The following is a 24,103-nucleotide window of genomic DNA, read 5'->3' on the forward strand; positions in this document are numbered from 1 at the left end:
CCTACTTGTTGCCAAAGACCGGTCAATGAATAAATTCAGTACAAAATGGTATACACGCCAGGATAAGACCATCAGTGGCCCTTTCACAAAGGCCTTGCTGAAAAGTAATATGCAGTTAGGCAGAATCAATGCTCAAACAGAAGTCAGCACCGATCAGAAATATTGGCAGCCGTTGGGCGATATTATCGAACTGGAATCTGCTGAACCCGTCATTCCCCCACCATTACCCCTTGATGAACGTGATGGTTTTGATAGACGTAATGAACAGCCGCTTACCGAAGCTGAACGTGAAATGCGCCGGCAACAGCGACGTAAACAGGAACCGGACTTTTTAATTCAGCAGCGCCAACAGCGCAGTCAATTATTAGAAAGACTCAAGCCTGAACGACCTGCCCGTTTTTGGCCGATATTTATTATCAGTGTGATTTTAACGGGTGTATTTATAGGGGCGATTTCATTTCCAACTCCTTCGAATATTTCTGAAGCTGATTGCGAAGCTGCTCCAGCCCCCTTGGTGAATTGGGAAAACTGTCTGAAACCCGGCATGGATATCCCTTCAGCCACGTTAACGGGAGCCAACCTGCGCAACAGCGGACTCGCCATGTCGAATATGATGAATGCCGATTTGGTGGAGGCTGATTTAAGCTATGCAGATTTACCGCTCAGTAACCTGAGTTATACCAATTTTCAGGGGGCTAATTTGAAAGGAGCCAATCTGCAACAGGCTGATTTGTCTTACAGTAATTTATCCGACAGTGATTTGAGTTTTGCCAATTTACGTGATGCCAAACTGGGAGGCAGTGATTTGCAAAATACGAAATTGGACAAAGCTATCTGGATCGATGGGCGTATATGCGCAGCAGGTTCAATTGGAAACTGTTTATAAGCCGGGTTATTAATGCAGCTTTTGCGGGGCAGCCAGCGTGAATGCCGGGATATCAACCGCAAAACGGCTGCCACTGTCATCCATCATATTGTAATGGCCCTGCATCATACCCACGGGAGTATCCAGCATGGCCGCACTGGTATAGGTAAATGTTTCTGTTGGCGCCAGATAAGGGTGCTGACCAACCACGCCATCACCTTCCACTTCCTGTTCATGACCATCGCCGCCAGTGATTTTCCAGTAACGTGATAATAACCGCGCTGGCGTATCGCCCTCATTGGTAATGGTAATAGTATAGGCAAAAAGATATCTTGCTCTGGCCGGATCAGATTCATGATCCAGGTATGTGGTTTCAACGTTCACCATAATGTGATTTTTTTTATCGGTCATGGTCAACATTATACAACGCTTTTCGAGCCAACAAACGTGCTCCAAGGAGTCCCACATCAGGATTGTTGATCAAATACACCGGTATCTGCTCCAGCACCCCACGCATCCTGCCCTTCGCCAGAAAAGACTGCATGAAAAAGCCCTGTTCAAATAAGGCCAGATTCTTTACTGCAATCCCCCCTGCGATAAAAATTCCGGCTCTGGGCAAGGTCGTCAGCGCCAGATTACCCGCCTGAGCTCCGTAAATCTGCATAAATAACTGCATGGCTTTTACTGCCGCAGGATCTGTTTTTTGCAGAGCAGACTGACTTATCTGTTCTGCCGTTAAATTCAACGTAGTGTTATTACCTTGCTGGTCGGCAATAAACTGGTACAGCATAACCAGGCCGGAGCCGGATAATACCCGCTCGTAGGAGACATGCTCAAATTGTTCAAATAGTTTATTCAATAAGGCTTGCTGCTGGATGTCCTGAGCAGCAAAGTCGGTATGCCCGCCTTCTGTTGGCCATACCCGCCAGCTTTTATGCAGAGGTGACAGAATAGCCTGCCCCAACCCGGTACCCGCACCAATGACTGCTCGTAATGATTTGGCTTCCGGCTTACCTTGCTGCAGCACAATGAGATCGTTTTCTTCAAGTTCACCGATACCATGACCAACCGCGGCAAAGTCATTGACCAGGCAAAGATCAGCAAGTGGAAACTGCTGCTGCAGCTTATCGCTATCGATAATCCAGGGTCGATTCGTCAGTTGCACACGGCATCCACTCAACGGTGCTGCCACGGCAAAACATGCACTACTGACTGGCAGAAAATCGACGGCTACACTAGCGAAAAAAACTGTCAGCAGACTTTCAAAATCTGCGTAATCATCATTCTCTAATCGTTGTTGCAGGATAACCTCACCATCAAGATGACTGAGTTGCAACAAGGTTTTGGTGCCGCCGATATCTGCAGCTAACAGGGTTTGCATATTATTATGCCGCGGCAGCCTGATCCATAAACCAGTAATAATCACCTGTCGGCGCGAGCCGCTGAACCGGTAAGCCTGATACCGCCTCACTGGTAATATCTCTGACAATATCTGCTTTCGCTTCACCGGCGATAAACACAATCACCTGTCTGGCTGAATTGATTACCGGATAGGTCAATGTTACGCGCCAGGATTGAAATTTCTCCACAAACAGACTGGTTGTCAGCGTATCGGTAACGTCCAGTGCGGGAGTCTCCGGAAACAGTGAAGCAATATGACCATCAGGGCCTAAGCCGAGGAGCACCAAATCAAAAGGATTATCTTCCATAACCATTTTGATGGTATTGGCATAACGAGTTGCAACTTCAGCAGCATCGCCACTTTCGGTAGGCATGCGATGTACATTCTCAGTCGGGATAGGTAAATGATCCAGCATTGCCAGTCTGGCCATTTTAAAGTTGCTGTCATCGTGGGTGGCAGGGACACAGCGCTCATCACCAAAAAATATCTGTACCCGCGCCCAGTCTATCTGTTCAATATAAGGTGAAGTGGCCAGTTTCTGATACAGCCCTTTGGGTGTCGAACCACCGGCAAGCGCAACATAAAATACGCCCCTTTTGGCGATTGCTGAACGGGCGGTGACCACAAAATGTTCGGCAGCGGCTTCGATCAACCTATCAGAATCAGGCAGAATTTTTTGTTCAGCTTTCATGTCTATCCTCAATGTTAAAATAATTTTTGTGCGGTAATCCGCTGACAGTGTCAGTCAAATCCTGCTAATTTAGCAATCAAGCTGCACCGACAGCAAGCCGAATAACACTTCAATTCACTTCTCACAGGAACCATCACTTTATGAAAAACACTTTTTTTATTGTTGTCATGTTGTTTTATTCCGCGTCTGCTGCAGCTGAGACAGAATTAAACTTTAACCTAATCAATCTCAATGCAACAGCCGCTATCGAAGTGGCAAATGATAAGGTAAGCAGTGTGATTCAGGTAATGCTTAATGGCACGGATCCGGCTAAATTGGGCCAGCAGGTCAATCAACGCAGCAATCAGTTACTGGCAAAAATCAAAGATTTTGATGCGGTCAAATCTCAAACCATCGGTTACCAAACCCGCCCGATGTATAAAGACAGTCAGATCGTCTCCTGGCAGGTAAGCCAGCAAATTCGCTTACACAGTCACGATTTCAATCAGATGAGCGAATTATTGGGTGAGATTCAATCTCTGGGCACAGTGCAATCAATGGAATTTTCATTATCTGACGAATTAATTGAATCCACCCAGAACGAATTGATGAAACAGGCTATCAGCAAGTTTCGTAATAAAGCATCGTTAATTCAACAGCAATTTGATGAACCGGGTTATCGCCTGGTTAATATGTCCGTTAATACCAGCGGCTATGCGCCGGTTCATCGCATGGAAAGTAGCATGATGATGTCCGCCGATATGAGCAGCAAAAGTGCACCTGTAGCACTTGAAGCTGGCAGCAATAAAGTCTCGGTTGATGTTAATGGCCAGATTCAATTGATCAGCGACACCACTACGTTGACCGATTGATCACTTTAAAAACAAATCATAGGCCGGGTTGTCGGTTTCCAACCAGTGGACGTAGCCCAGATTATCCAGGAACGCCTGAAATTCTTCATTGAATTCAGGTGCTACCTGAATCCCGACCAGCACCCGGCCATACGCTGCACCATGATTACGATAATGAAACAGGCTGATATTCCAGCGCTGACCGATATGCGTCAGAAAACGTAACAAAGCGCCCGGCCGTTCCGGGAATTCAAAACGAATCAGACGTTCATTTTCAGCTTGGGGTGCATGGCCACCGACCATATAACGAACATGTAATTTCGCCATTTCATTATCGGTAAAATCAATCCACTGATACCCTGCATGAGTCAGGTTTTCAAACAGGATCTGTCGTTCTTCTTCGCGACCTGACATCCGCACCCCAACAAACACCTGTGCCTGCTGTTTATCAGCATAACGATAATTAAACTCGGTTATCCCGCGATCCGCCAGGGTCTTGCAGAAGCGTTGAAAACTACCCGGCTGCTCATCAATGGTTGCAGCAAACAATACTTCACGACGTTCACCAATTTCAGCGCGTTCCGCCACATGCCGGAGCCGATCAAAATTCATATTTGCGCCGCTGTTGATAACCACCATGGTTTTGTCATGCAAACCATTTTGCTGAATATATTTTTTGGCACCGGCAATCGATAATGCCCCTGAAGGCTCGGCAATCGAGCGGGTATCATCAAACACATCCATTATCGCGGCACAGATCTCATCGGTTTCCACCGTCACCACATGATCAACGGTTTTTTGCGCAATCCGAAATGGCTCTTCACCAACCTGCCTTACCGCAGTACCATCGGCAAACAACCCCACCTGATCCAGTTTTACTCTTTCACCGGCATCCAGAGCTGCCTTAAGACTGGCAGCATCGGCAGGTTCAACTGCAATAATTTTAATTTCAGGCCAGATAGCTTTTATATAAGCCGCCATTCCGCCGAGCAAACCGCCGCCACCTACCGGAATAAATACTGCATAAACCGGATCGGGATGCTGGCGCATGATTTCCATCGCAATGGTGCCCTGTCCGGCTATCACTAGAGGATCATCATAAGGATGGATAAACACCCGTCCCTCATCAGCAGAAACTTGCTTGGCATAATCAAACGCTTCATCGTAACTGTTACCATGCAAAGTGATATCAGCGCCCAACATACGTACTGCTTCCACTTTAATCGGTGGCGTGGTTATCGGCATGACAATGATGGCGGAAATACCCATTTTGCTGGCGGCCAGCGCAACACCTTGCGCATGATTGCCTGCTGAAGCGGCGACCACACCCTGCTTTCGCTCGGCCTCGGTTAAGTGACTCATCCGGTTATAGGCACCACGTAACTTAAAGGAAAATACCGACTGCAAGTCTTCGCGTTTAATCAGAATCTGATTATCCATTCGCTTGGATAATCTTGGCATCAAATCCAAAGGGGTTTCGATAGCGACATCGTAGACGCGCGCTTTAAGGATTTTTTCTACATAGCCTGTGAGCATGGTGTTCCAGATTCAGTCTGTTAGGTTAACAAAGATGACTACGTTACCATTGACCATCATTTATCTCTATAATTAGCCGGATAAAATCAAGCCATTCAAATTAACAAGGAATCGCAATGACTGCTGATGAAATGAAGAAACAAGCTGCGTGGTCGGCTTTGGAATACATTACCACTGACGGTGTCGTAGGTGTGGGCACCGGCTCTACCGTTAATCACTTTATTGATGCGTTAGCTACCATTAAAGGTCGTATTGAAGGTGCTGTATCCAGTTCAAATGCCTCCACCCAGCGGCTCAAGGATTACGGCATTCATGTATTTGATTTAAACGAAGTTAAAGAAGTCGCGGTATATGTGGATGGTGCAGATGAATCAAACCACAATCTGCAACTGGTTAAAGGTGGTGGCGGTGCATTAACCCGTGAAAAGATTATTGCTGCGGTTGCCGATAAATTCGTCTGTATTGCCGATGCAACCAAACTGGTGGATGTACTGGGTAAATTTCCATTGCCGGTTGAAGTTATCCCAATGGCACGTAGCTATGTCGCTCGCGAAATCGTCAAATTGGGTGGCCAACCAGTTTATCGTGAAGGCGTGATCACCGATAACCATAATGTCATTCTGGATGTGCATGGTCTGGATATCATGGAACCTATCAAACTGGAAAAAAAACTGAACGATATCGTTGGCGTAGTGACTAACGGCTTGTTTGCAATGCGCCCTGCGGACGTGTTGTTACTAGGCACCGAAAACGGTACCCAAACCGTCAACCCAAAATAATATGCACTTGCCCGCTGTAAAAGCGGGCTTCTTGCTAGAGTGAATATATGTTCAGACCTCTAAGTGTCTATATCGGCGCCCATTATACCCGGGCTAAACGGCGTAATCATTTTATTTCATTCATCTCGATGACCTCCATGCTGGGCGTCGCGCTCGGGGTGGCCGCATTGATTACCGTGTTATCGGTAATGAATGGGTTTGAAAAGGAATTACGCGAACGTATTCTCGGTATGACATCACATGCTTTTGTCACCGGCTCGGATGGCACTCTGGCTGACTGGGAAAAGGCTGAGGTACTTATCGAAGGCTTTCCAAGGGTTATGAATACCGCTCCCTTTGTTGAAGGCCAGGCAATGCTCAACCAGGGCAGCCGGGTTCGAGGCACCCAAATCCGTGGGGTGGATCCTGCTTTGGAACCTAAGGTTTCCAGTATTGGTGACAAAATCATTCAGGGTCGCTTTGACTCACTGCAACCGGGCAGTTACGGCATTATTCTGGGCAAGGATTTAGCCATTGCCATGGGCGTGGGAACCGGCGATAAGATCACAGTGATCACTCCACACGTTACCCCAACCCCTGCCGGAGTTATTCCCAGACTGAAACGTTTGACCGTATCAGGCGTATTTGAAATCGGTATGTATGAATATGACAGTGCGTTAGCCATCATGAATATTGAGGATGCCGCTAATTTATTCCGCATTCCAGGCAAAGTGACTGGGCTGAGATTGCAACTGGACGATGTATATCAGGCACCAAGAATTACCAGAGAGCTGTTACAAACTCTGCCTGCAGAATATCGCGCAGCAGACTGGACTTATCAGCATGCTAATTTTTTCCGGGCCTTAAAAACCGAGAAAACCGTCATGTTCGTTATTTTGATGCTGATTGTGGCCGTTGCTGCATTTAACATCGTTTCAACGCTGGTCATGATGGTGACCGACAAGTATGCAGATATCGCCATTTTGAGGACGTTGGGCATGTCACCACGTGGCATCATGGGGATTTTCATGGTGCAAGGTATTGTTATCGGTCTCATTGGTACGATTCTGGGTGTGATAGGTGGCGTCATTCTGGCGCTGAACGTCTCTAACATTATCGCCTGGATAGAAACCATTTTAGGTTACCAGTTCCTGCCAGCAGAGGTGTATTACATCAGTGACCTGCCATCCGATTTGCATTGGAACGATGTCACGGTGATTGGTATTACTGCCTTTGTTTTATCCATTCTATCGACTATCTATCCTTCCTGGCGTGCCGCTCAGGTTAAACCGGCTGAGGCTTTACGTTATGACTGATAACACGGTAATTCGCTGCGAAAAACTGGTAAAGCGCTATAAAGATGGCAACCTTGAAACCCCGGTATTACAGGATATTAATCTACAGGTGCATGCTGGTGACCGTATTGCGATAGTCGGCAGTTCAGGTTCCGGTAAAAGTACGCTTCTGCATCTGCTTGGCGGGCTGGATGGTCCCACTGATGGAAAAATTGAGGTATTGGGTCAGGATATCAGCAAGCTTTCAGTCAATGCCCTGAGTAAATTACGCAATCAATCATTAGGTTTTGTTTACCAGTTTCATCATTTATTGCCTGAGTTCACTGCCGAAGAAAACGTTGCCATGCCACTGGTTATTGGCGGCATGCATCCCAAGGCTGCCAAACAGCAGGCCAATGAACTGTTACAACAGGTCGGACTGGGGCACCGGGCACATCATAAACCCAGCGAATTATCGGGCGGTGAACGTCAGCGTGCGGCGCTGGCTCGGGCATTAATTACCAAACCTGCCTGCCTGTTGGCGGATGAACCTACCGGAAATCTGGATCACCAGACTGCTGAAGGTATTTTTGATTTGATTATGAAATTGAATACGGAGCTGGGAACAGCGCTGGTCATTGTGACACATGACAGGCAACTTGCCGCCAGAATGGATCAGCAATTAACGTTGATTGATGGCAAATTACAAAACTGATTTATTTATCTTTTCGTTTAACTGAATTTTGGCGCTGGTAGCGTTTCAACCAACTGTTGATTACAACCAGACGCCAGATTAATCGAACAATAATGACCCCCGCCAACGCAGCCAGCGCGCCACAGATTACCGAACCGAGTAATAAAGGTTGCCAGACAAATCCTATCTCCTGCCACAACCATTCCAGGCTGAAAGCAAATTCATGAGTGCGAAGTGGCACATCCAACAGGATAGCGCCGACTTTATAAGTGAAAAAGTAAATTGGCGCCATGGTCAGTGGATTGGTTATCCACACGCACATCACGGCAATAGGCAGGTTTACCCGTAACCAGATAGCCAGCAGACCCGCCACCAGCATTTGGCCCGGCATCGGTATAAAAGCAAAGAAAACCCCTATCGCCACCGCCGCAGATACTGATCTGCGATTAAGATGCCACAATTCCGGCGCCATGATCTTTTCGCCAAAACGACGCATATGCTTGTGCTCGCGCATGGTGACATGATCTGGCATGATTCGTTTTAGGAACTTACGAGGCATTACGTCTCAGTATTGCTGATAAACGGCGGTCATTATAGGGACATATGATTAAACCTGCCATTGCATTTTTGTTGGGCTGTTTACTGGTGGCATGGTTGCCCCAGCTGCTCTCTCCATATTGGCTGCTCACTTTAATCCCCTTACTGATTATTGTCTGGCGGCGGTCTCAATGGACCATTATGTGGTTTGTTATGGCGGTGGTATGGTCGAGCTTCCAGGCTCAGCTCAGAATAGATGATCAGCTTGATCCTAAACTTGAGAGACAGGATATTGTGGTATCAGGTTTCATCACCTCGTTGCCACATCATAACGATCAACGAATCCGTTTTGAATTCAAACCGGAAAATGATGATTTGAAGCTACCCGCTAAGATTCGCTTGAGTTGGTATTTCCCTCCCCCCAACCTCCCCCAATCCGGTGAAAAATGGCAGTTCTCTGTTCGCTTGAAAGCACCACATGGCATGTCCAACCCGGGTGGGTTTGATTACGAAGCATGGTTGTTTCAGCAGCAGATTGGGGCCACCGGCTATATCCGGGAATCTGATCATAATCAAAAATTACACTCCGCAAATTTGCTATCGGTTAATCATTGGCGCGCACAATTAATAGATAAAATGTCCGACTTATTAAATGAAAGTCCTTACTTGGCTTTAATTCACGGTCTGGCCGTTGGTAACCGTGACAATATGCAATCAAACCAGTGGGATACTTTGCGCGCTACCGGCACCAGCCATTTATTGGCAATCTCCGGATTGCATATAGGACTTGCTGCAGCACTGGGATTTTTTACTGTCAAACTGCTCTGGCGAATACGCAGTCGTCATTTATTAACATTAAGCGACAGACAGGCCGGTGCTGTTGGCGGGTTTTTACTGGCTTTGTTTTACGCATTACTGGCCGGATTATCCATCCCGACTCAGCGTGCATTGTTAATGGTCAGCGTGGTAATGCTCAGTATCTTTATAAAACGTCGTACTGATCCGGTGCACGTGCTGAGTCTGAGCTTGATACTGATTCTGATGCTGGATCCATTTGCGGTGCTGGCAGCAGGTTTCTGGCTTTCATTTGCTGCTGTTGCCTGCATTTTGTATGTAGCACAATATCGACAACCGGCCAGAAAATGGCTTTGGCTGCATATTCATCTATGGATTGCGGTAGGTCTGACGCCATTACTTTTACTGTTTTTTCAGGAAACCTCGTTGATTGCACCATTGGCTAATCTGCTTGCCGTGCCGGTGATCAGTTTCCTGGTTGTTCCGCTGTTGTTAATTTCCATGCTGTTATTAAGTTTTGATCTGCGATTGGCTGAATGGCTGCTGCAACTTACAGAATGGTTGTTATCCAAATTGTGGTGGTATCTGGAGTGGCTTGCACAATCACCATTTTCTGTCTGGCAAACACCGGAGTTTCCCGTTGAGCTACTCGGCATAGCAATCATTGGCACGCTGATAATACTTGCCCCACGGGGTTGGCCTTTACGCTGGCTGGGGGGTGTTATGTTGTTGCCACTTTTTTATTATCTGCCAAATAAACCAGACAGCGGTGAAATCTGGTTTACGTTACTGGATGTGGGACAAGGCTTGTCGGCCGTAGTGCAAACTGAAAATCGTACATTGGTTTTTGACACCGGCCCGGCTTTTGGTGACTTTGATACAGGTGCTGCAGTGGTTGTGCCTTATCTTCGATATCAGGGTATCAAGCAACTCGATATGTTGATGATAAGTCATGCAGATAACGATCATATTGGCGGAGCAAGTGCCGTTTTATCAAGCTATCCCACTAAACAGATTCTAAGCAGTGATCCTGATAAATTAGCTGGCAGTGAATTCTGCAGAGATGGCCAGTCATGGCAGTGGGATCAGGTCCGGTTTGACGTTTTACACCCTGATAAAGATCAAACCGGTAGCCGTAATGATTTATCCTGCGTACTCAAAATCAGCGGTCCATATGGTACGGTTTTATTAACGGGAGATATTGAGCGGCAGGCTGAGATAAAACTTATAAAACAATATAAGCAGCGGATTAAAGCCGATATCCTGATCGCACCTCACCATGGCAGCCGCAGTTCATCCTCTTCGACGTTTATCCGGCAGGTTTCTCCACGCTATGTTTTATTTGCCAGTGGTTATCAAAATCGGTTTAATTTTCCAGCTGCTGATGTGGTTGCCCGTTACCATAAAATTGGCAGCAAAACCTTTCAAACAGGAACACAAGGCGCGTTGTTTATCAAACTCGATCAACAGATGGATTTAATGCCCACTGGATGGCGAGAGCAACACCGTAGAATATGGATGCGTAACGCTACTGAATAAATGCATTTTCACGTATCATGGCAACATTTCATTAACTGGGACGGATCGAGCATGCTGGAACTATTTAAAGCAGGTGGCTGGCTGATGTTACCGCTACTTGGCTGTTCGATAATTGCCATTGCAATTATTGCGGAGCGGTTTTGGAGTTTACAACAACGTCGTATCGCACCACCCGAATTAATCACCCAGATCTGGCAATGGTTACAATTCAAACAAATTGATCAATATCGCATTAACTCACTGCAAAAAAACTCGCCTCTTGGTCAAATCCTCGCTGCGGGTCTCATCAATCGAAACAGTTCCCGCGAAATCACCAAAGAAAGTATTGAAGACACCGGTCGCCATGTAACTCAGCTACTGGAACGCAACCTGAATACCTTAGGCACTATTGCCGCGATCTCCCCCCTAATCGGTTTGTTGGGTACCGTTATTGGCATGATTAAAGTCTTTGCGGTGATTACGCTGGAAGGTGTCGGAAATCCGGAAACACTGGCCGGCGGTATTTCTGAGGCATTACTGACCACTGCAGCGGGTTTGGTCGTCGCCATTCCCAGTGTGATTTTTTATCGTTATTTCCGGGGGAAAATCAATCAACTGGTGGTCAGTATGGAAGAACAAGCCATGCAGTTAATTGAAATGTTACATGGCGAACGTGAGTTTGATCCTGATGAGGCACGTTCGCAATGAAACTGCTGCCTCGTCACTCTGAAGAACCCGACGTCAATCTGACGCCAATGATTGATGTGGTGTTTCTGCTATTACTGTTTTTTATGGTCTCCACCAGCTTTATTCGGGAAAGTTCTTTAAAAGTGGATTTACCTGAAGCCAGCGGTCAGGCACTGGCAGAACATGAAACACCGATTGATATTATTATCCGGGCAAATGGAGAAGTGTTGGTTAATGACACCCCAATAGCCGTTGCGACCCGCGATGCCTTAAGGGATTTACTGAAAACCACCGCAGGCGTTAATGCTGATCCGCATATCATTATCAGCGCCGATGCCAATGCCGAATATCAACACATTGTTACAGCGATGGATGCCGCGCAATTACTTGGCTTTACCCGTTTGACACTGGCAACAAGACAAAAAACTGCTGAGACTCCATGAAACAAATAGTCAATGAGATGAGCGCTGTACAACTGTATAAGCGCCTGCTTACTTATGTAAAACCCTATTGGATGGTATTTGCAGCCGTCATTTTGTCCATGCTGGTTTATGCTGGCAGTGAAACCGCGATGGCTGCTTTGATGAAACCGTTAATGGACGGCAGTTTTGTTGAGAAAGACCCATTTATTATTAAATGGATCCCCATTGCCTTAATCGCTATTTTTATTGTGCGTGGCATTGCAAACTTTCTGACCACCTATGGTTTAGGCTGGATCGCCCGTAATGTGATCATGACCCTGCGATCCGAAATGTTTGACCGTTTGCTGACATTACCTGCCAGCTTTTATGATAAAAGCACTTCCGGGCAGTTGATGTCCAAACTACTGTATGACGTTGAGCAGGTAGCTGATGCAGCCACAGATGCCATCCTGGTATTGGTTCGGGACACCTTGACCATTGTTGGCTTGCTGGCCTGGATGATTTATCTGAATGGCTTGCTTTCGTTAATTATTTTACTAACGGTGCCGTTTATCGGCCTGCTGGTCTACAAAATCAGTTCACGTTTCCGACGCATCAGTAAAACCATTCAGGATTCAATGGGCGATGTCAGCCATACCTCCAGTGAAGTGATTGAAGGCCACCGTGAGGTGAAAACCTTTGGTAGCCAACAATATGAAGCCAAACGGTTTGATAAGGTCAATCAGCTCAACCGTCGTCAGCGAATGAAAAAGATCGCCACTGAAGCGACCAGTCAGCCAATTATCGAATTAATAGCTGTACTTGGACTGGCTGTGGTGATTTATCTGGCCACCCTGCCGCAGATGCTTGATCAGATCACCGTGGGCACCTTTATCTCGTTTATAACGGCGATGTTTATGATCCTGACACCGTTGAAACGCCTGACCAAACTCAACTCCAAACTGCAGGCCGGTATCGCAGCCGCCGATAGTGTATTTACTATGCTGGATCAACAACCGGAAGCAGATACGGGTAAACAGCAACTGGAACGTGCCAGAGGCGACATACGCTTTCAACAGGTTGGTTTTCAGTACAACGCTAACTCTCGAAAGGTTCTGGACGATATCAGTTTTGAGGTAAAAGCCGGTCAAACCATTGCGTTTGTAGGGCATTCCGGAAGCGGCAAAACCACATTGGTCAGTCTGTTACCGCGGTTTTATTCGCCTACAGAGGGTCAGATATTCATTGATGAAATGGATATCAGCGATCTCCAATTGCTGGATTTACGTAAACAGATTTCCTTGGTCAATCAACAGGTTATTCTGTTTAACGATACGATTGCCAATAATATTACTTATGGTCAAAAAGAAGTCGTTGCTGAAGAACGTATTATTGCGGCAGCCAAAGCAGCACATGCCTGGGAGTTTATACAGAAACTACCGGAAGGCCTGCAGACTGAGGTCGGCCAGAATGGCGTTTTATTGTCTGGTGGACAGCGACAACGACTGGCTATTGCCCGGGCACTATTGCGTGACACGCCCATTCTGATTCTCGATGAAGCCACCGCCTCACTGGATTCGGAAGCCGAACGACATATTCAGTCAGCCTTGGAGAATCTGATGCAAAGCCGAACCACATTGGTGATCGCCCATCGACTATCCACTATCGAAAAAGCCGATCTTATTGTGGTGATGCATGATGGGCGAATTGTTGAAACCGGAACCCATCAGCAATTGATCAGTAAGGGTGATCATTACGCAGAACTTCACCGGTTGCAGTTCCAACAACAATAATGAAGACTGATTGGCTAATTAATAGCTGGTACCGACCATCCCTGGTCTCACTGTTCTTACGTCCAGTCAGCTGGTTATATCGACTCATTATCAGTCTAAGACGTCAGGCATATCGAAACGGCTTGTTCGAACAGCTATCACTTCAAGTGCCAGTCATTGTAGTGGGCAATATCAGTGTTGGCGGCAGCGGTAAAACCCCTTTTGTGATCTGGCTGACCCAATATTTACAAAAGCAGGGCTGGCATCCGGGGATTATTAGTCGTGGTTATGGTGGCAAAGCCGATCATTATCCCTGCAGTGTTCACCTAGATAGCCTGGCTGCAGAGGTTGGTGACGAGCCCTTATTAATTCATCAGCGTACACAATGTCCCGTAGTGGTGGCACCGGATCGAGTGGCCGCGGGCCAGCAATTATTGGCAGAAAACAACTGTAATGTGATTATCTCCGACGATGGTTTGCAACATTATCGACTACAGCGTGATATGGAAATTGTCATTATTGATGCCAAACGTGGGCTGGGCAATAAATTATGCTTACCAGCGGGCCCCTTACGTGAGCCAATGTCCCGTCTTGAAACCGTTGATTTTACTATTTACCATGGCGCATCCGAATCCGGGCTAATGCCTATGCATTTGCATATCCAGCAGGCGATCCCGCTAGCAAGTAACATCATCCACAAACCATTAACTGAATTTGCCGACACTCCAATCCATGCTGTCGCCGGAATCGGTCACCCGCAACGTTTTTTTGACCAGTTGCAACAGCACGGTTTAACCATCATTCCCCATGCATTTACTGATCATCATGCCTATACTGAAGCAGATTTCCAGTTTGCTGAGGCCTATCCCATACTGATGACTGAAAAAGATGCGGTAAAATGTCATGCGTTTGCCACCCAAAATATGTGGTATGTACCAGCAGAGGCTGAACTGAGTCCAAGCCTTGGGCCAGAAATCGACAAAAAACTAAGAGAGCTTTGAATGGATAAAACCTTATTGGAAATACTTGCCTGCCCAGTTTGTAAAAGCAGTGTTCTATATCAGAAACAGTCACAGGAATTAATATGTAAAGCCTGTCGTGTGGCCTATCCTATTCGTGATGAAATCCCGGTGATGTTAATTGATGAAGCACGAGAGCTGGCAGCCGAAGAAACTTACTGATGCAATTTAAAATCATTATTCCTGCCCGCTTTGCTTCAAGCCGGCTGCCAGGGAAACCTTTGCGGCAAATTGCCGGTAAACCAATGATTCAGCATGTCTATGAACGTGCATTAGCCAGTGATGCCAGTGAAGTTATTATCGCAACCGATGATCAACGCATCGCCGAGGTGGCGAAAAGTTTTGGGGCGGATGTCTGCCTGACCCGTAACGATCACGTTTCCGGTACGGATCGTTTAGCAGAAGTTGCTCAGCTAAGAGCATTTCACGGGGATGATTTAGTGGTCAATGTACAGGGAGATGAGCCCTGCTTGCCTGCGGTGTTGATTAATCAGGTGGCGGCTGATCTGGCCCATCATCGGGAAGCAGCAATCACCACGCTTTACAGCCCTTTAAAAGATGCTGAACAGGTATTTGATCCTAACATTGTGAAAGTGATTGTTGATGCCAAAGGCTATGCGATGTATTTCAGTCGCGCTCCAATACCCTGGTTACGTGAACATTTCAGTAACAAACAGGCATCAGACATAGACAACATCACCATGCCACATCTAAAACATGTTGGTATGTATGCCTATCGGGCGGATTTTTTGCATCGTTATCATGAATTACCACCCGCACCACCGGAACAGTTTGAATCACTGGAACAGCTTCGGGCACTTTATCATGGCAATCGGATACATTTAACCGAAGCCCAGGTTGATCCTGGACACGGGGTAGATACAGAACAGGATTTACTGGCCGTAGAGGCCTTGTTCTCTCAGTAACTGATCCAGGCCAGCTGAGACTAACTCGGCATGTAACTCACCTTCACCATCAAAAACCGGTAAAACATGGGTCACAGGAACCGGACGATGGCCTTCTCCATATTGTGTTGGCTGGATATTACTGTCCTGATTGAGCTCCTGTAATACCAGCTCACAGCCATCCAACAACTCAATAATTTCACAACGTTGATGATGGTATACGACTTGCTGACCAATAAGGTTCAGCAAGTCGTCACAGCTAAATTTATGATTCCTTGGCATCTGCTTTAGGACTCTCTTCAGTTGGTTTTGGTTTTTCAACTGGTTTTGGTTTTTCAACCTTCTGAGTCTCATTATCAGTCGAAGCAGGATTTTTTTCTACTTCTTTTGCATCACGATTTTCTTTATCTTTGGCGGGGGCTCCGCGACGACGACGGTTATTAGTCGAGGCCCCGGTGCTGGTACGCGAACGACGTGGCGCAGATTTAGCCGGAATTTTGTTGCCGTCTACTTCCGGCTCTGTGGATACTGGGATAGCATTGCCATTGATTTCCGGTTCAGGTTCAGGAATAGCATTACCATTCACTTCTGGTGGAGGTGCCGGAATGGCATTGCCCTTTTCCGGACGTTCCACTTTTTCAGAGGTTTCAGGGGTCTCAGTCGCGACTGTTCCAGCCGCTGCTGCATCACCTTCACCACGCCCGCGACGACGACGTCCACCCCGGCGTGAACGTTTGGCATTAGGGTTACGCGTTTTTTCATCTCCCGCAGCCTCAGCTGCAGGTTTCTCATCTGCAGCGGCAACTTTGGCGGGTGCTTCCGTTGCTTTGGTATTTTGCCCCTCTTCGCTAGCAGCATTTTCTGGCCGACGAGGACGGTTATTATTGCGTCGATTAGTATTGTTTCGTCCCCGGCTACGACGATTTTGATTACGGGTTTCTTTTTCCTCATCAGTTTCTTTAGCGACAGAAGCAGGTTTGCCCACTTCTGGATCTTCTACCGGTGCACCGGTCAATACGCTCAACAGACGTTTTAACAGGCTCGGCTTACGTTCAGCTGCTGCCGGTTTAATAATAGGTGCTGGCGCAATAGGTGCAATCCCGGTGACAGCGGGCTGCTCCATAACCGGTTTTTCTTTTAGTACTACCGCTGCTTCAATTTCCGGCGTGGTTATTAACTGATGGCTGCTTGTCTTTTTCTCGTTACTCTCTTTGATGCGTTCGATATCATAGTGTGGCGTTTCCAAATGCGGGTTGGGAATCAGCACCAAACGTACACCATGACGTTTTTCAATAGCATCAATCTGAGCACGCTTTTCATTGAGCATAAAAGTCGCTACAGAGACTGGTAATTGAATCACCAGCTGGCTGACGCTGTCTTTAGTCGCTTCTTCTTCAACCAGCCGTAATACGGCTAAACCTAAAGATTCTACGCCACGCACATGGCCTAAACCGGCACAACGTGGACAGACTTCCTGATGCGCATCTCCCAACGCCGGGCGTAAACGCTGACGTGACATTTCCAGCAAACCAAACCGTGAAATGCGGCCAATCTGTACGCGAGCACGATCTGATTTGAGATGGTCACGCAGACGGTTTTCCACCTCACGCTGATTACGGGTAGGTCCCATATCAATAAAGTCGATAACCACCAGTCCACCCAAATCACGTAACCGTAATTGACGGGCAATTTCTTCAGCCGCTTCCAGATTGGTATTCAGGGCCGTTTCCTCAATATCGCCGCCTTTATTGGCACGCGCCGAGTTCACGTCAATTGAGATCAATGCTTCAGTGGGGTCGATTACCAGAGCGCCACCGGAAGGCAGTCGCACTTCATGACGAAAAGCGCTTTCAATCTGGCTTTCCAGCTGGTAACGAGTAAACAACGGAACTTTGTCCTGGTACAGCTTGAATTTGCTGAGTTCATGCGGCATAACCATGCGCATGAAATCATAACCGGTTTGATAAACTTCAGGAGAATCTACCAGAATTTCACCAATGTCTTTACGCAAATAGTCACGTAACGCACGAATAATGATGTTGCTTTCCTGATACACCAGAAATGGTGCATTCCGATCTTTGGTGGCGACATCAATAGCTGTCCAGAGCTGGACAAGATATTCCAGATCCCACTGCAGTTCTTCGGTTTGTTTTCCAACGCCGGCGGTGCGAACAATCATGCCCATGCCATCAGGAACTTCCAGATCGCGCAAGGCTTCTTGCAGTTCCGCACGTTCATCGCCTTCAATCCGGCGTGAAATTCCACCAGCACGCGGGCTATTCGGCATTAAAACAAGATAACGACCGGCCAGGCTGATAAATGTGGTGAGGGCTGCGCCTTTGTTACCACGTTCTTCTTTTTCGATTTGAATGACCAGTTCCTGGCCAACTGAAAGTACATCCTGAACATTGATTCGGCCGTTGTTGTCGCCGTCATCTTTATTTTGTCGGAAATAGCTTTTACTGATTTCTTTGAGTGGCAGAAAGCCTTGACGTTCAGAACCGTATTCAACAAAAACCGCTTCAAGACTCGGTTCTACACGAGTGATTTTACCTTTGTAAATATTACCTTTTTTCTGTTCTCTGGAAGGAGTATCGATATCTAGATCGAACAAGCGCTGGCCATCGACCATCGCAACACGCAACTCTTCTTCGTGTGTTGCGTTAATTAAAATTCGTTTCATTCATAAACCTCAGTTAGAGGTTCACGCGTCAGTTACAGTCAGTAAGCCGGGCGGCATCAGCCTGCCCAGGACATCCAGAACGGCGTTTTATCAGCAATATAATCAACTAGTTGGGCACTGCCAGTATCGAATCAACAGATCACTGGTCCATTTATACAATGTCATCACATTGTGGCTGCAATAGGGTTCTGCAACGCTACATAACGTCGTGTGACTCTCTTTAGTCACAGTACGTTTGATTATTTACTTCGTCGCCCTGTCTTGTACATTTTTTGCTATTTGTTTTGCTGTAGCCAGACGTGGGAACCATTTATTCTTAAAAACAAGCTCGTTTTGCGGAGCCCTGCATCACTGAACCCCTGTTCAGCGTATTCAAATTCGTTTCGTGTCCTTAGCCGCATCAACCCCATTTCTAGGGGGAGCGACGTTTGCTTAGGTCTCATCGCCAGAAAGCCGGTATACTGACCTCATTTTACGTACAGACCAACGGCAAAATATATCAGTCTGCAACCACATCAGCAAGAAATAACCTTACAATATTTTATGGCGAATTCTCCACCAGCAGCACCAAGCGTTCAATTTATCGATATTCGGGCCGATCAGGCAGGCCAACGTATTGATAATTTTTTGATTACATTGGAAAAAGGTGTTCCGAAAAGCCGGATTTATCGTGCCTTGCGCAAAGGTGAAGTTCGAGTCAATAAAGGTCGCATTAAACAGACCTATCGACTACAAGCTGGTGATCAGGTAAGGGTTCCCCCGCTCAGGGTCAGTGAGAAAGTTGTTATTACCGAGTTATCCGAGTCGCTTACCGATGCGCTTGAAAGCGCAATCCTTATGGAAGATGATGACATACTGGTGATAAACAAACCTGCAGGTCTGGCAGTTCACGCGGGTAGTCAGATCCAATTGGGCGTCATTGAAGCCATGCGCATTATCCGTCCTGAAAATCGCTTTGTTGAATTGGTACACCGCCTGGATCGTGACACTTCAGGTTGTCTGGTACTGGCAAAAAGCCGTGCCGCGCTTTTGAATCTGCAGCAGCAAATGAAAGCCTCTGAAACCGATAAGCGTTATCTTACGTTAACCAGGGGCAAATGGCCTGCTCAGGAAAACATTGTTGATTTGGCATTGCAAAAAAATTCGTTAAGTTCTGGCGAGCGAATGGTTGTACCGGATATTAATGGTAAAAAATCCAAAACCTTATTTGAGGTAAAGCAGGAGTTTTCCGGCTGCCAGCTGGTTACTGCAAAACTCTACACCGGACGTACACATCAGATCCGGGTGCATAGCGCCAGCCAGTCACATCCAGTAGCTGGTGATGAAAAGTACGGCGATCGCGAATTTAACAAACATCTCAGACAATATGGTTTAAAACGCATGTTTCTGCATGCGTGGCAGCTTTCGCTGAAACATCCGATATCTGATGAGCCATTAACATTTAACGCAGAACTGCCAGATGCGCTTAAAGACGTTTTAAAACAATTGGAAAAGCAGTAATGAGTCCATATCAAATGATCGTTTTTGACTGGGATGGCACCCTGATGGATTCCACCAGTCATATCGTTTTCTGTATGCGCGAAGCCATTCATAAACTGCAACTCTCACCATTAACCGATAATACAATCAGTCAGATTATTGGTTTGGGTTTACCAGAAGCCGTCCACACCCTCTATCCGCACAGCACCGATGCAGATATTCAGCGGCTGGCAATGGCTTATCGGGAAATATGGCTGGATCATCCTCATGAGTCACCGATGTTTGATAATGCTGTCGAGTTATTGCACAAACTGGCAAATCAGAATATTTTCCTCGGTGTGGCTACCGGTAAAGGACGTCGCGGTTTGGACAAAGTCCTCGCTGCCACTGGTTTAGCAGATTTATTTACCGCAACGCGTTGCGCTGATGAATGTCATTCCAAACCGCATCCGCAAATGCTTGAAGAATTAATAAGCTTCTGTGGCATTGAAGCAGATGCCACTATGATGATTGGTGATACCGAGTTTGATTTGCTGATGGCCCATAATGCCAAAGCGAAAAGCGTTGCGGTAACACATGGGGCACATGCTCTCGAGAGATTGCAGGCATGTGAGCCACTGCATATTGTGGATGACTTGTTTGCGTTGGATGACTGGTTGCATGGCAACGACGTGCGCTTTTGATTATGATGTGACCCACTAACTTTATAGTTCAGGATGAAACATAATGGCGACTTTTGGCGACTTTCCACCAGAACACAAACAAGATCCACAGAATACTTCACTGCAAAATGACCAGTGGGAACGCAAAATTCTGCAGGATCTCGCGTTTGCTGCCATAAAGGAGCAGCGCGCAACCCGACGTTGGGGATACCTGTTTAAATTTCTGGTATTACTCTATTTCGTGGCTATTTTCCTGATGACTCGACCTTTTGGCGAAAGCGATTTGCCTTCAGGTCCTCATACGGCATTAGTTGATGTGAGTGGTGTGATTGCACCGGATATGGAGGCCAGTGCTGATCGTGTTGTCACCGGCATACGTGAAGCTTTCGAAAGCCCTCAAGCTAAAGCACTAATCCTTCGGATGAACACACCTGGCGGCAGCCCGGTTCAATCTGGTGTAATCAATGATGAAATTACGCGTTTACGGGCGACGCGACCTGATTTTCCGGTTTACGCCGTTATTCAGGATGTCTGTGCTTCCGGTGGGTATTACATCGCCGTGGCAGCGAATGAAATTTATGCCGATAAAGCCAGTATTGTAGGTTCCATTGGCGTTCGTATGGACAGCTTTGGCTTTACTGAAGCGATGGACAAACTGGGTGTGGAAAGACGTTCATTAACCGCTGGTGACAATAAAGCCTTCCTTGATCCATTTATGCCCATGAAAGAAAAAGATGTTGAACATGCTCATGAAATGCTCAACAACATCCATCAACAATTTATCGATGTTGTCAAAACGGGTCGTGGCGATCGTCTAAAAGATAATGCTGAAATTTTCTCTGGATTATTCTGGTCCGGCGAACAAGCCTTAGCATTAGGCCTGATTGATGGGCTAGCCAATAGCAGTACCGTTGCCAGAGAGGTCGTGGGTGCAGAGGAAATTGTCGACTACACTCCCCGTCCCAGTTACCTGGATCGCTTTGCTGGTAGTCTGGGGGTAAAAATCAGTGAAACTCTTCTAAACAGTCAATATTGGAATGTTCGCTAATGGAAACCAATTATCATAACGAACAGAAAGCCAGGGCTTTGGCTGAACGCGAAGAATTATTCCGCTATGCCGATTTAAAACATCCTTTGGTAGCCTTGTTATTTACTGAAGCGTCACTGGAAAAGCTTTACTCTGATGAGTCGGATCAATCATGGCTTTAACACCTCTATCTCTGGTTAATAAATCGCTGGAACTGGTTTCACCACCCAGTACCTATGCCCGGCTTGATGAATTAATTCAAGATCCCAACAGTGCCATGGATGACATCAGTAAAGTTATCAATACCGACCCGGCACTGGTCACACGATTATTGAAGATCGTTAACAGTCCGTTCTATGGTTTTCCCTCACAGATAAATACGATTTCTCGTGCGATTACCGTTATTGGTACACGTGAACTGACCAATCTGGTTCTGGCAACATCGGTAGTCAATGCCTTTACCGGCATTCCAAAAACATTGATGGAGATGAACACTTTCTGGCGACACAGTCTGGCCTGTGCCATCTGCGCCAAATTACTCGCTGAAGCGGCAGGCCATAAGCAAAGTGAGCAATATCTTATTGCCGGTTTGTTACATAACATCGGCAGTTTGGTGCTGTATCAATCAGTGCCTGAGCTGTCTGGCGAAGCAATAAAAAGCGCCAGATTCGGGCATGAAGTCATTTATCTGGCTGAACAGCGGGTGATCGGTTTTGACCACACAGAGGCTGGAGAAGCCTTAATTCAAGCCTGGCGGTTACCGGAATCGCTTGGTTTTGTTGCCAGACATCATCACACTCCGGTTGCTTCAGGCTATGCGCCGGAAGTCTGCATTGTCCACGTCGCTGACGTTATGGTCAGCTCTGTGCCATTTGGTCATAGTGGTGATCAGCATGTGCCCCCATTGGACCCGGTAGCCTGGGAAAAATTGGGATTACAGCCCGAAGTCATCCCACAACTTTTACGGAGAGTGGCCATCCAGTTGGAACATCTGACAGCAAACTTATTATAAAACTCTAACTTAAACGAACAGCAAACTAGCAAGAGGCAAACATGAGAACAGTATTACTTGGCGCGCCGGGTTCCGGTAAAGGTACTCAGGGTGTTTTTTTATCGAAAAAATTCAATATCCCACAAATATCCACTGGCGATCTGTTGCGTGCTGCAGTCACCGCAGGTTCTGAATTAGGTAAACAGGCTAAATCCGCGATGGATGCCGGTGCCCTGGTTTCTGATGAAATCGTGATCGGGCTTATCCGCGAACGTCTGACCAATGATGACGCCCAAAATGGTTATATTCTTGATGGCTTCCCGCGTAATATTGCTCAGGCTGAAGCCCTTGATCAAATGCTCGCTGATCTGGGACAACCATTACAAGGCGTTGTGTTGCTTGATGTGCCCTTTGCGGAGCTGATGCAACGATTAACAGGACGTCGTACTTGTAAAGATTGCGGTGCTATTTTTAATGTGCATCTTTCCCCACCCAAACAGCAAGGCGTTTGTGATAATTGCGGTGGTGAATTATTTCAACGTCAGGATGATAATGAAGCGACTATTGAAAATCGCCTGAAAGTCTATGAAGAACAAACGGCTCCATTGGTTGGGTTCTATCAGCAACAGAATAAACTTCACACGATTAAAGGTACCGGCGATATTGATGCCATTACTGATGCAGTCGGTGCCATTTTCGACGACATCTGATTTGTTTTACTGATGGCATGCATTCTGGCCACCGGCATTGTGACGCTGGATATTATCAATGAAGTTGCCAGCTATCCCGAAGAAGATGCAGAAGTTCGGGCATTATCACAACGCATTCGCCGCGGTGGTAATGCCAGTAACACCCTTTGTGTGTTAAGTCAGCTGGGCCATCAAAGTTATTTGGCTTCAACACTGATTAATGAAGCCGATGGTCAGGTTATCGAAACCGATCTAAATCGCTATCAAATCAATATACAGTTTTGCCCTCGATTGAATGAGGGCAAAATGCCGACATCCTATATCACGTTAAACCGGCAAAATGGCAGTCGGACCATTGTGCATCATCGCGATTGTCCCGAATTGAGTTATGCCGCATTCCAGCACATCGACTTATCACTATTTGACTGGCTGCATTTTGAAGGCCGTAATATTGCTGAATTACAGAAAATACTGAAACATTGTCGGCAAAAGGCACCAAATTTGCCTATTTCACTGGAAATTGAGAAACCTCGCGAAGATATTGAAAGCTTATTTTACTGGGCTGACTGGCTGTTTTTCTCCAGCCATTATGCCAAAGCGAGAGGTTTTCAATCTGCAGAGGATATGCTGGCTTCGCTGCCCGTTAACTATCAGGCAACGCTTACCTGGGGTGCAGAAGGAGCTTATGGCTGGCACAATGGAAAAGTTATGTTTGTTCCAGCAACCAAGAACAATCATGTTGTTGATAGCCTGGGTGCTGGTGATACCTTTAATGCCGGAATGATCCACAGCCTGGTAGCGGAAAATTCGCTACAGAATAGTTTGCAATTTGCCAGCCAGCTCGCTGCTGAAAAATGCCAACAATATGGTTTTGAAAATCTCGTTTAA

Annotated in this window: 26 protein-coding genes; 19 read left to right on the forward strand and 7 right to left on the reverse strand. The window is 46.7% G+C overall.

The features are described from left to right. Positions 1–25 precede the first annotated feature (25 nt). Complete coding sequence (locus Q7A_RS13135) at positions 26–886, forward strand: pentapeptide repeat-containing protein (RefSeq protein ID WP_048481001.1); 861 nt, start codon at positions 26–28, stop codon at positions 884–886. A 9-nt stretch (positions 887–895) separates the two neighbouring features. Here Q7A_RS13135 and apaG read toward each other — a convergent pair whose 3' ends face one another. The 3 genes from apaG to pgl are packed head-to-tail and all read right to left on the reverse strand — an operon-like array spanning position 896 to position 2,958. Beyond that, the gene (gene apaG / locus Q7A_RS13140; protein ID WP_014708098.1) at positions 896–1,276 is read right to left on the reverse strand and encodes a Co2+/Mg2+ efflux protein ApaG; all 381 of its coding nucleotides are present in this window, start codon (positions 1,274–1,276) and stop codon (positions 896–898) included. Next, complete coding sequence (locus Q7A_RS13145) at positions 1,266–2,246, reverse strand: glucokinase (protein WP_014708099.1); 981 nt, start codon at positions 2,244–2,246, stop codon at positions 1,266–1,268. The genes apaG and Q7A_RS13145 overlap by 11 nt, the downstream gene beginning before the upstream one ends. Positions 2,247–2,250: 4 nt before the next feature. Continuing rightward, positions 2,251–2,958: a 6-phosphogluconolactonase gene (gene pgl, locus Q7A_RS13150; protein WP_014708100.1), complete on the reverse strand. Its 708-nt coding sequence runs from the start codon at positions 2,956–2,958 to the stop codon at positions 2,251–2,253. A gap of 140 nt (positions 2,959–3,098) precedes the next feature. Here pgl and Q7A_RS13155 point away from each other — a divergent pair, with 140 nt between their 5' ends. Next, positions 3,099–3,809 (forward strand): SIMPL domain-containing protein, encoded by a 711-nt coding sequence (locus tag Q7A_RS13155; protein WP_014708101.1) that lies wholly within the window; start codon positions 3,099–3,101, stop codon positions 3,807–3,809. Here Q7A_RS13155 and ilvA read toward each other — a convergent pair whose 3' ends face one another. After that, positions 3,810–5,324, reverse strand: a complete 1,515-nt coding sequence (gene ilvA / locus Q7A_RS13160) for a threonine ammonia-lyase, biosynthetic (RefSeq protein ID WP_014708102.1) — start codon at positions 5,322–5,324, stop codon at positions 3,810–3,812. A 116-nt stretch (positions 5,325–5,440) separates the two neighbouring features. On the opposite strand from ilvA, the gene rpiA reads away from it, so the two are divergent. The 3 genes from rpiA to lolD are packed head-to-tail and all read left to right on the forward strand — an operon-like array spanning position 5,441 to position 8,071. Continuing rightward, positions 5,441–6,103, forward strand: coding sequence for a ribose-5-phosphate isomerase RpiA (gene rpiA, locus Q7A_RS13165; protein ID WP_014708103.1), 663 nt, complete (start codon positions 5,441–5,443; stop codon positions 6,101–6,103). A 47-nt stretch (positions 6,104–6,150) separates the two neighbouring features. Continuing rightward, positions 6,151–7,398 carry a lipoprotein-releasing ABC transporter permease subunit gene (locus Q7A_RS13170; RefSeq protein WP_041354714.1) on the forward strand — a complete coding sequence of 416 codons (1,248 nt, stop codon included), beginning with the start codon at positions 6,151–6,153 and terminating at the stop codon, positions 7,396–7,398. Further along, a complete protein-coding gene (lolD, locus tag Q7A_RS13175) occupies positions 7,391–8,071 on the forward strand; it encodes a lipoprotein-releasing ABC transporter ATP-binding protein LolD (protein ID WP_014708105.1) in 681 nt (226 codons plus the stop codon). The genes Q7A_RS13170 and lolD overlap by 8 nt, the downstream gene beginning before the upstream one ends. Before the next feature lies 1 nt (position 8,072). Here lolD and Q7A_RS13180 read toward each other — a convergent pair whose 3' ends face one another. Beyond that, positions 8,073–8,609, reverse strand: a complete 537-nt coding sequence (locus tag Q7A_RS13180; RefSeq protein ID WP_041354716.1) for a DUF2062 domain-containing protein — start codon at positions 8,607–8,609, stop codon at positions 8,073–8,075. Between the two features lie 44 nt (positions 8,610–8,653). Between Q7A_RS13180 and Q7A_RS13185 the strand changes: the two genes are divergently transcribed. From Q7A_RS13185 to kdsB, 7 genes are read left to right on the forward strand one after another with little or no spacing between them, the layout of a single operon-like run. Next, entirely contained in the window at positions 8,654–10,921 is a 2,268-nt protein-coding gene (locus Q7A_RS13185; RefSeq protein WP_014708107.1) for a DNA internalization-related competence protein ComEC/Rec2, read from the forward strand. 51 nt (positions 10,922–10,972) lie between these two features. Beyond that, the gene (locus Q7A_RS13190) at positions 10,973–11,608 is read left to right on the forward strand and encodes a MotA/TolQ/ExbB proton channel family protein (RefSeq protein ID WP_014708108.1); all 636 of its coding nucleotides are present in this window, start codon (positions 10,973–10,975) and stop codon (positions 11,606–11,608) included. After that, complete coding sequence (locus Q7A_RS13195; RefSeq protein ID WP_014708109.1) at positions 11,605–12,030, forward strand: ExbD/TolR family protein; 426 nt, start codon at positions 11,605–11,607, stop codon at positions 12,028–12,030. The genes Q7A_RS13190 and Q7A_RS13195 overlap by 4 nt, the downstream gene beginning before the upstream one ends. Then, entirely contained in the window at positions 12,027–13,781 is a 1,755-nt protein-coding gene (gene msbA, locus Q7A_RS13200) for a lipid A export permease/ATP-binding protein MsbA (protein WP_014708110.1), read from the forward strand. Before Q7A_RS13195 ends, msbA begins: the two co-directional genes overlap by 4 nt. Continuing rightward, complete coding sequence (gene lpxK / locus Q7A_RS13205; protein WP_014708111.1) at positions 13,781–14,761, forward strand: tetraacyldisaccharide 4'-kinase; 981 nt, start codon at positions 13,781–13,783, stop codon at positions 14,759–14,761. The genes msbA and lpxK overlap by 1 nt, the downstream gene beginning before the upstream one ends. Then, positions 14,762–14,941 carry a Trm112 family protein gene (locus tag Q7A_RS13210; RefSeq protein WP_014708112.1) on the forward strand — a complete coding sequence of 60 codons (180 nt, stop codon included), beginning with the start codon at positions 14,762–14,764 and terminating at the stop codon, positions 14,939–14,941. Continuing rightward, complete coding sequence (kdsB, locus tag Q7A_RS13215; protein ID WP_014708113.1) at positions 14,941–15,705, forward strand: 3-deoxy-manno-octulosonate cytidylyltransferase; 765 nt, start codon at positions 14,941–14,943, stop codon at positions 15,703–15,705. The genes Q7A_RS13210 and kdsB overlap by 1 nt, the downstream gene beginning before the upstream one ends. Here the strand turns inward: kdsB and Q7A_RS13220 are convergent. Next, positions 15,673–15,933: a hypothetical protein gene (locus Q7A_RS13220; RefSeq protein WP_014708114.1), complete on the reverse strand. Its 261-nt coding sequence runs from the start codon at positions 15,931–15,933 to the stop codon at positions 15,673–15,675. The genes kdsB and Q7A_RS13220 overlap by 33 nt on opposite strands. 16 nt (positions 15,934–15,949) lie before the next feature. Then, positions 15,950–18,367: an Rne/Rng family ribonuclease gene (locus Q7A_RS13225; protein ID WP_014708115.1), complete on the reverse strand. Its 2,418-nt coding sequence runs from the start codon at positions 18,365–18,367 to the stop codon at positions 15,950–15,952. 543 nt (positions 18,368–18,910) lie between these two features. Between Q7A_RS13225 and rluC the strand changes: the two genes are divergently transcribed. From rluC to Q7A_RS13255, 7 genes are read left to right on the forward strand one after another with little or no spacing between them, the layout of a single operon-like run. Beyond that, on the forward strand, positions 18,911–19,867 hold the full coding sequence (gene rluC, locus Q7A_RS13230) for a 23S rRNA pseudouridine(955/2504/2580) synthase RluC (protein WP_014708116.1): 957 nt from the start codon (positions 18,911–18,913) through the stop codon (positions 19,865–19,867). Beyond that, the gene (locus tag Q7A_RS13235) at positions 19,867–20,529 is read left to right on the forward strand and encodes an HAD-IA family hydrolase (RefSeq protein WP_014708117.1); all 663 of its coding nucleotides are present in this window, start codon (positions 19,867–19,869) and stop codon (positions 20,527–20,529) included. Before rluC ends, Q7A_RS13235 begins: the two co-directional genes overlap by 1 nt. 43 nt (positions 20,530–20,572) lie before the next feature. Further along, the gene (locus Q7A_RS13240; RefSeq protein ID WP_014708118.1) at positions 20,573–21,556 is read left to right on the forward strand and encodes a S49 family peptidase; all 984 of its coding nucleotides are present in this window, start codon (positions 20,573–20,575) and stop codon (positions 21,554–21,556) included. Then, positions 21,556–21,717, forward strand: a complete 162-nt coding sequence (locus Q7A_RS15305; RefSeq protein WP_014708119.1) for a hypothetical protein — start codon at positions 21,556–21,558, stop codon at positions 21,715–21,717. The genes Q7A_RS13240 and Q7A_RS15305 overlap by 1 nt, the downstream gene beginning before the upstream one ends. Beyond that, a complete protein-coding gene (locus tag Q7A_RS13245) occupies positions 21,708–22,547 on the forward strand; it encodes an HDOD domain-containing protein (RefSeq protein ID WP_014708120.1) in 840 nt (279 codons plus the stop codon). Before Q7A_RS15305 ends, Q7A_RS13245 begins: the two co-directional genes overlap by 10 nt. A gap of 41 nt (positions 22,548–22,588) precedes the next feature. Continuing rightward, complete coding sequence (locus Q7A_RS13250) at positions 22,589–23,236, forward strand: adenylate kinase (protein ID WP_014708121.1); 648 nt, start codon at positions 22,589–22,591, stop codon at positions 23,234–23,236. A 12-nt stretch (positions 23,237–23,248) separates the two neighbouring features. Then, entirely contained in the window at positions 23,249–24,103 is an 855-nt protein-coding gene (locus Q7A_RS13255) for a PfkB family carbohydrate kinase (protein ID WP_014708122.1), read from the forward strand.

Origin of the sequence: Methylophaga nitratireducenticrescens, from assembly GCF_000260985.4 — a bacterium.
In the GTDB taxonomy this organism is placed as follows: Bacteria; Pseudomonadota; Gammaproteobacteria; order Nitrosococcales; family Methylophagaceae; genus Methylophaga; species Methylophaga nitratireducenticrescens.

Excerpts from the sequence above, each read along its gene's own strand:
- Q7A_RS13185 (WP_014708107.1), top strand. The coding sequence starts at position 8,654 with ATGATTAAACCTGCCATTGCATTTTTGTTGGGCTGTTTACTGGTGGCA.
- Q7A_RS13235 (WP_014708117.1), top strand. The coding sequence starts at position 19,867 with ATGAGTCCATATCAAATGATCGTTTTTGACTGGGATGGCACCCTGATG.
- pgl (WP_014708100.1), bottom strand. The coding sequence starts at position 2,958 with ATGAAAGCTGAACAAAAAATTCTGCCTGATTCTGATAGGTTGATCGAA.
- Q7A_RS13195 (WP_014708109.1), top strand. The coding sequence starts at position 11,605 with ATGAAACTGCTGCCTCGTCACTCTGAAGAACCCGACGTCAATCTGACG.
- rluC (WP_014708116.1), top strand. The coding sequence starts at position 18,911 with ATGGCGAATTCTCCACCAGCAGCACCAAGCGTTCAATTTATCGATATT.
- Q7A_RS13190 (WP_014708108.1), top strand. The coding sequence starts at position 10,973 with ATGCTGGAACTATTTAAAGCAGGTGGCTGGCTGATGTTACCGCTACTT.
- Q7A_RS13155 (WP_014708101.1), top strand. The coding sequence starts at position 3,099 with ATGAAAAACACTTTTTTTATTGTTGTCATGTTGTTTTATTCCGCGTCT.
- Q7A_RS13170 (WP_041354714.1), top strand. The coding sequence starts at position 6,151 with ATGTTCAGACCTCTAAGTGTCTATATCGGCGCCCATTATACCCGGGCT.
- Q7A_RS13245 (WP_014708120.1), top strand. The coding sequence starts at position 21,708 with ATGGCTTTAACACCTCTATCTCTGGTTAATAAATCGCTGGAACTGGTT.
- msbA (WP_014708110.1), top strand. The coding sequence starts at position 12,027 with ATGAAACAAATAGTCAATGAGATGAGCGCTGTACAACTGTATAAGCGC.
- Q7A_RS13210 (WP_014708112.1), top strand. The coding sequence starts at position 14,762 with ATGGATAAAACCTTATTGGAAATACTTGCCTGCCCAGTTTGTAAAAGC.
- Q7A_RS13255 (WP_014708122.1), top strand. The coding sequence starts at position 23,249 with ATGGCATGCATTCTGGCCACCGGCATTGTGACGCTGGATATTATCAAT.
- apaG (WP_014708098.1), bottom strand. The coding sequence starts at position 1,276 with ATGACCGATAAAAAAAATCACATTATGGTGAACGTTGAAACCACATAC.
- Q7A_RS13240 (WP_014708118.1), top strand. The coding sequence starts at position 20,573 with ATGGCGACTTTTGGCGACTTTCCACCAGAACACAAACAAGATCCACAG.
- Q7A_RS13135 (WP_048481001.1), top strand. The coding sequence starts at position 26 with ATGAATAAATTCAGTACAAAATGGTATACACGCCAGGATAAGACCATC.
- Q7A_RS13225 (WP_014708115.1), bottom strand. The coding sequence starts at position 18,367 with ATGAAACGAATTTTAATTAACGCAACACACGAAGAAGAGTTGCGTGTT.
- Q7A_RS15305 (WP_014708119.1), top strand. The coding sequence starts at position 21,556 with ATGGAAACCAATTATCATAACGAACAGAAAGCCAGGGCTTTGGCTGAA.
- Q7A_RS13250 (WP_014708121.1), top strand. The coding sequence starts at position 22,589 with ATGAGAACAGTATTACTTGGCGCGCCGGGTTCCGGTAAAGGTACTCAG.
- lolD (WP_014708105.1), top strand. The coding sequence starts at position 7,391 with ATGACTGATAACACGGTAATTCGCTGCGAAAAACTGGTAAAGCGCTAT.
- Q7A_RS13180 (WP_041354716.1), bottom strand. The coding sequence starts at position 8,609 with ATGCCTCGTAAGTTCCTAAAACGAATCATGCCAGATCATGTCACCATG.
- kdsB (WP_014708113.1), top strand. The coding sequence starts at position 14,941 with ATGCAATTTAAAATCATTATTCCTGCCCGCTTTGCTTCAAGCCGGCTG.
- ilvA (WP_014708102.1), bottom strand. The coding sequence starts at position 5,324 with ATGCTCACAGGCTATGTAGAAAAAATCCTTAAAGCGCGCGTCTACGAT.
- lpxK (WP_014708111.1), top strand. The coding sequence starts at position 13,781 with ATGAAGACTGATTGGCTAATTAATAGCTGGTACCGACCATCCCTGGTC.
- Q7A_RS13145 (WP_014708099.1), bottom strand. The coding sequence starts at position 2,246 with ATGCAAACCCTGTTAGCTGCAGATATCGGCGGCACCAAAACCTTGTTG.
- rpiA (WP_014708103.1), top strand. The coding sequence starts at position 5,441 with ATGACTGCTGATGAAATGAAGAAACAAGCTGCGTGGTCGGCTTTGGAA.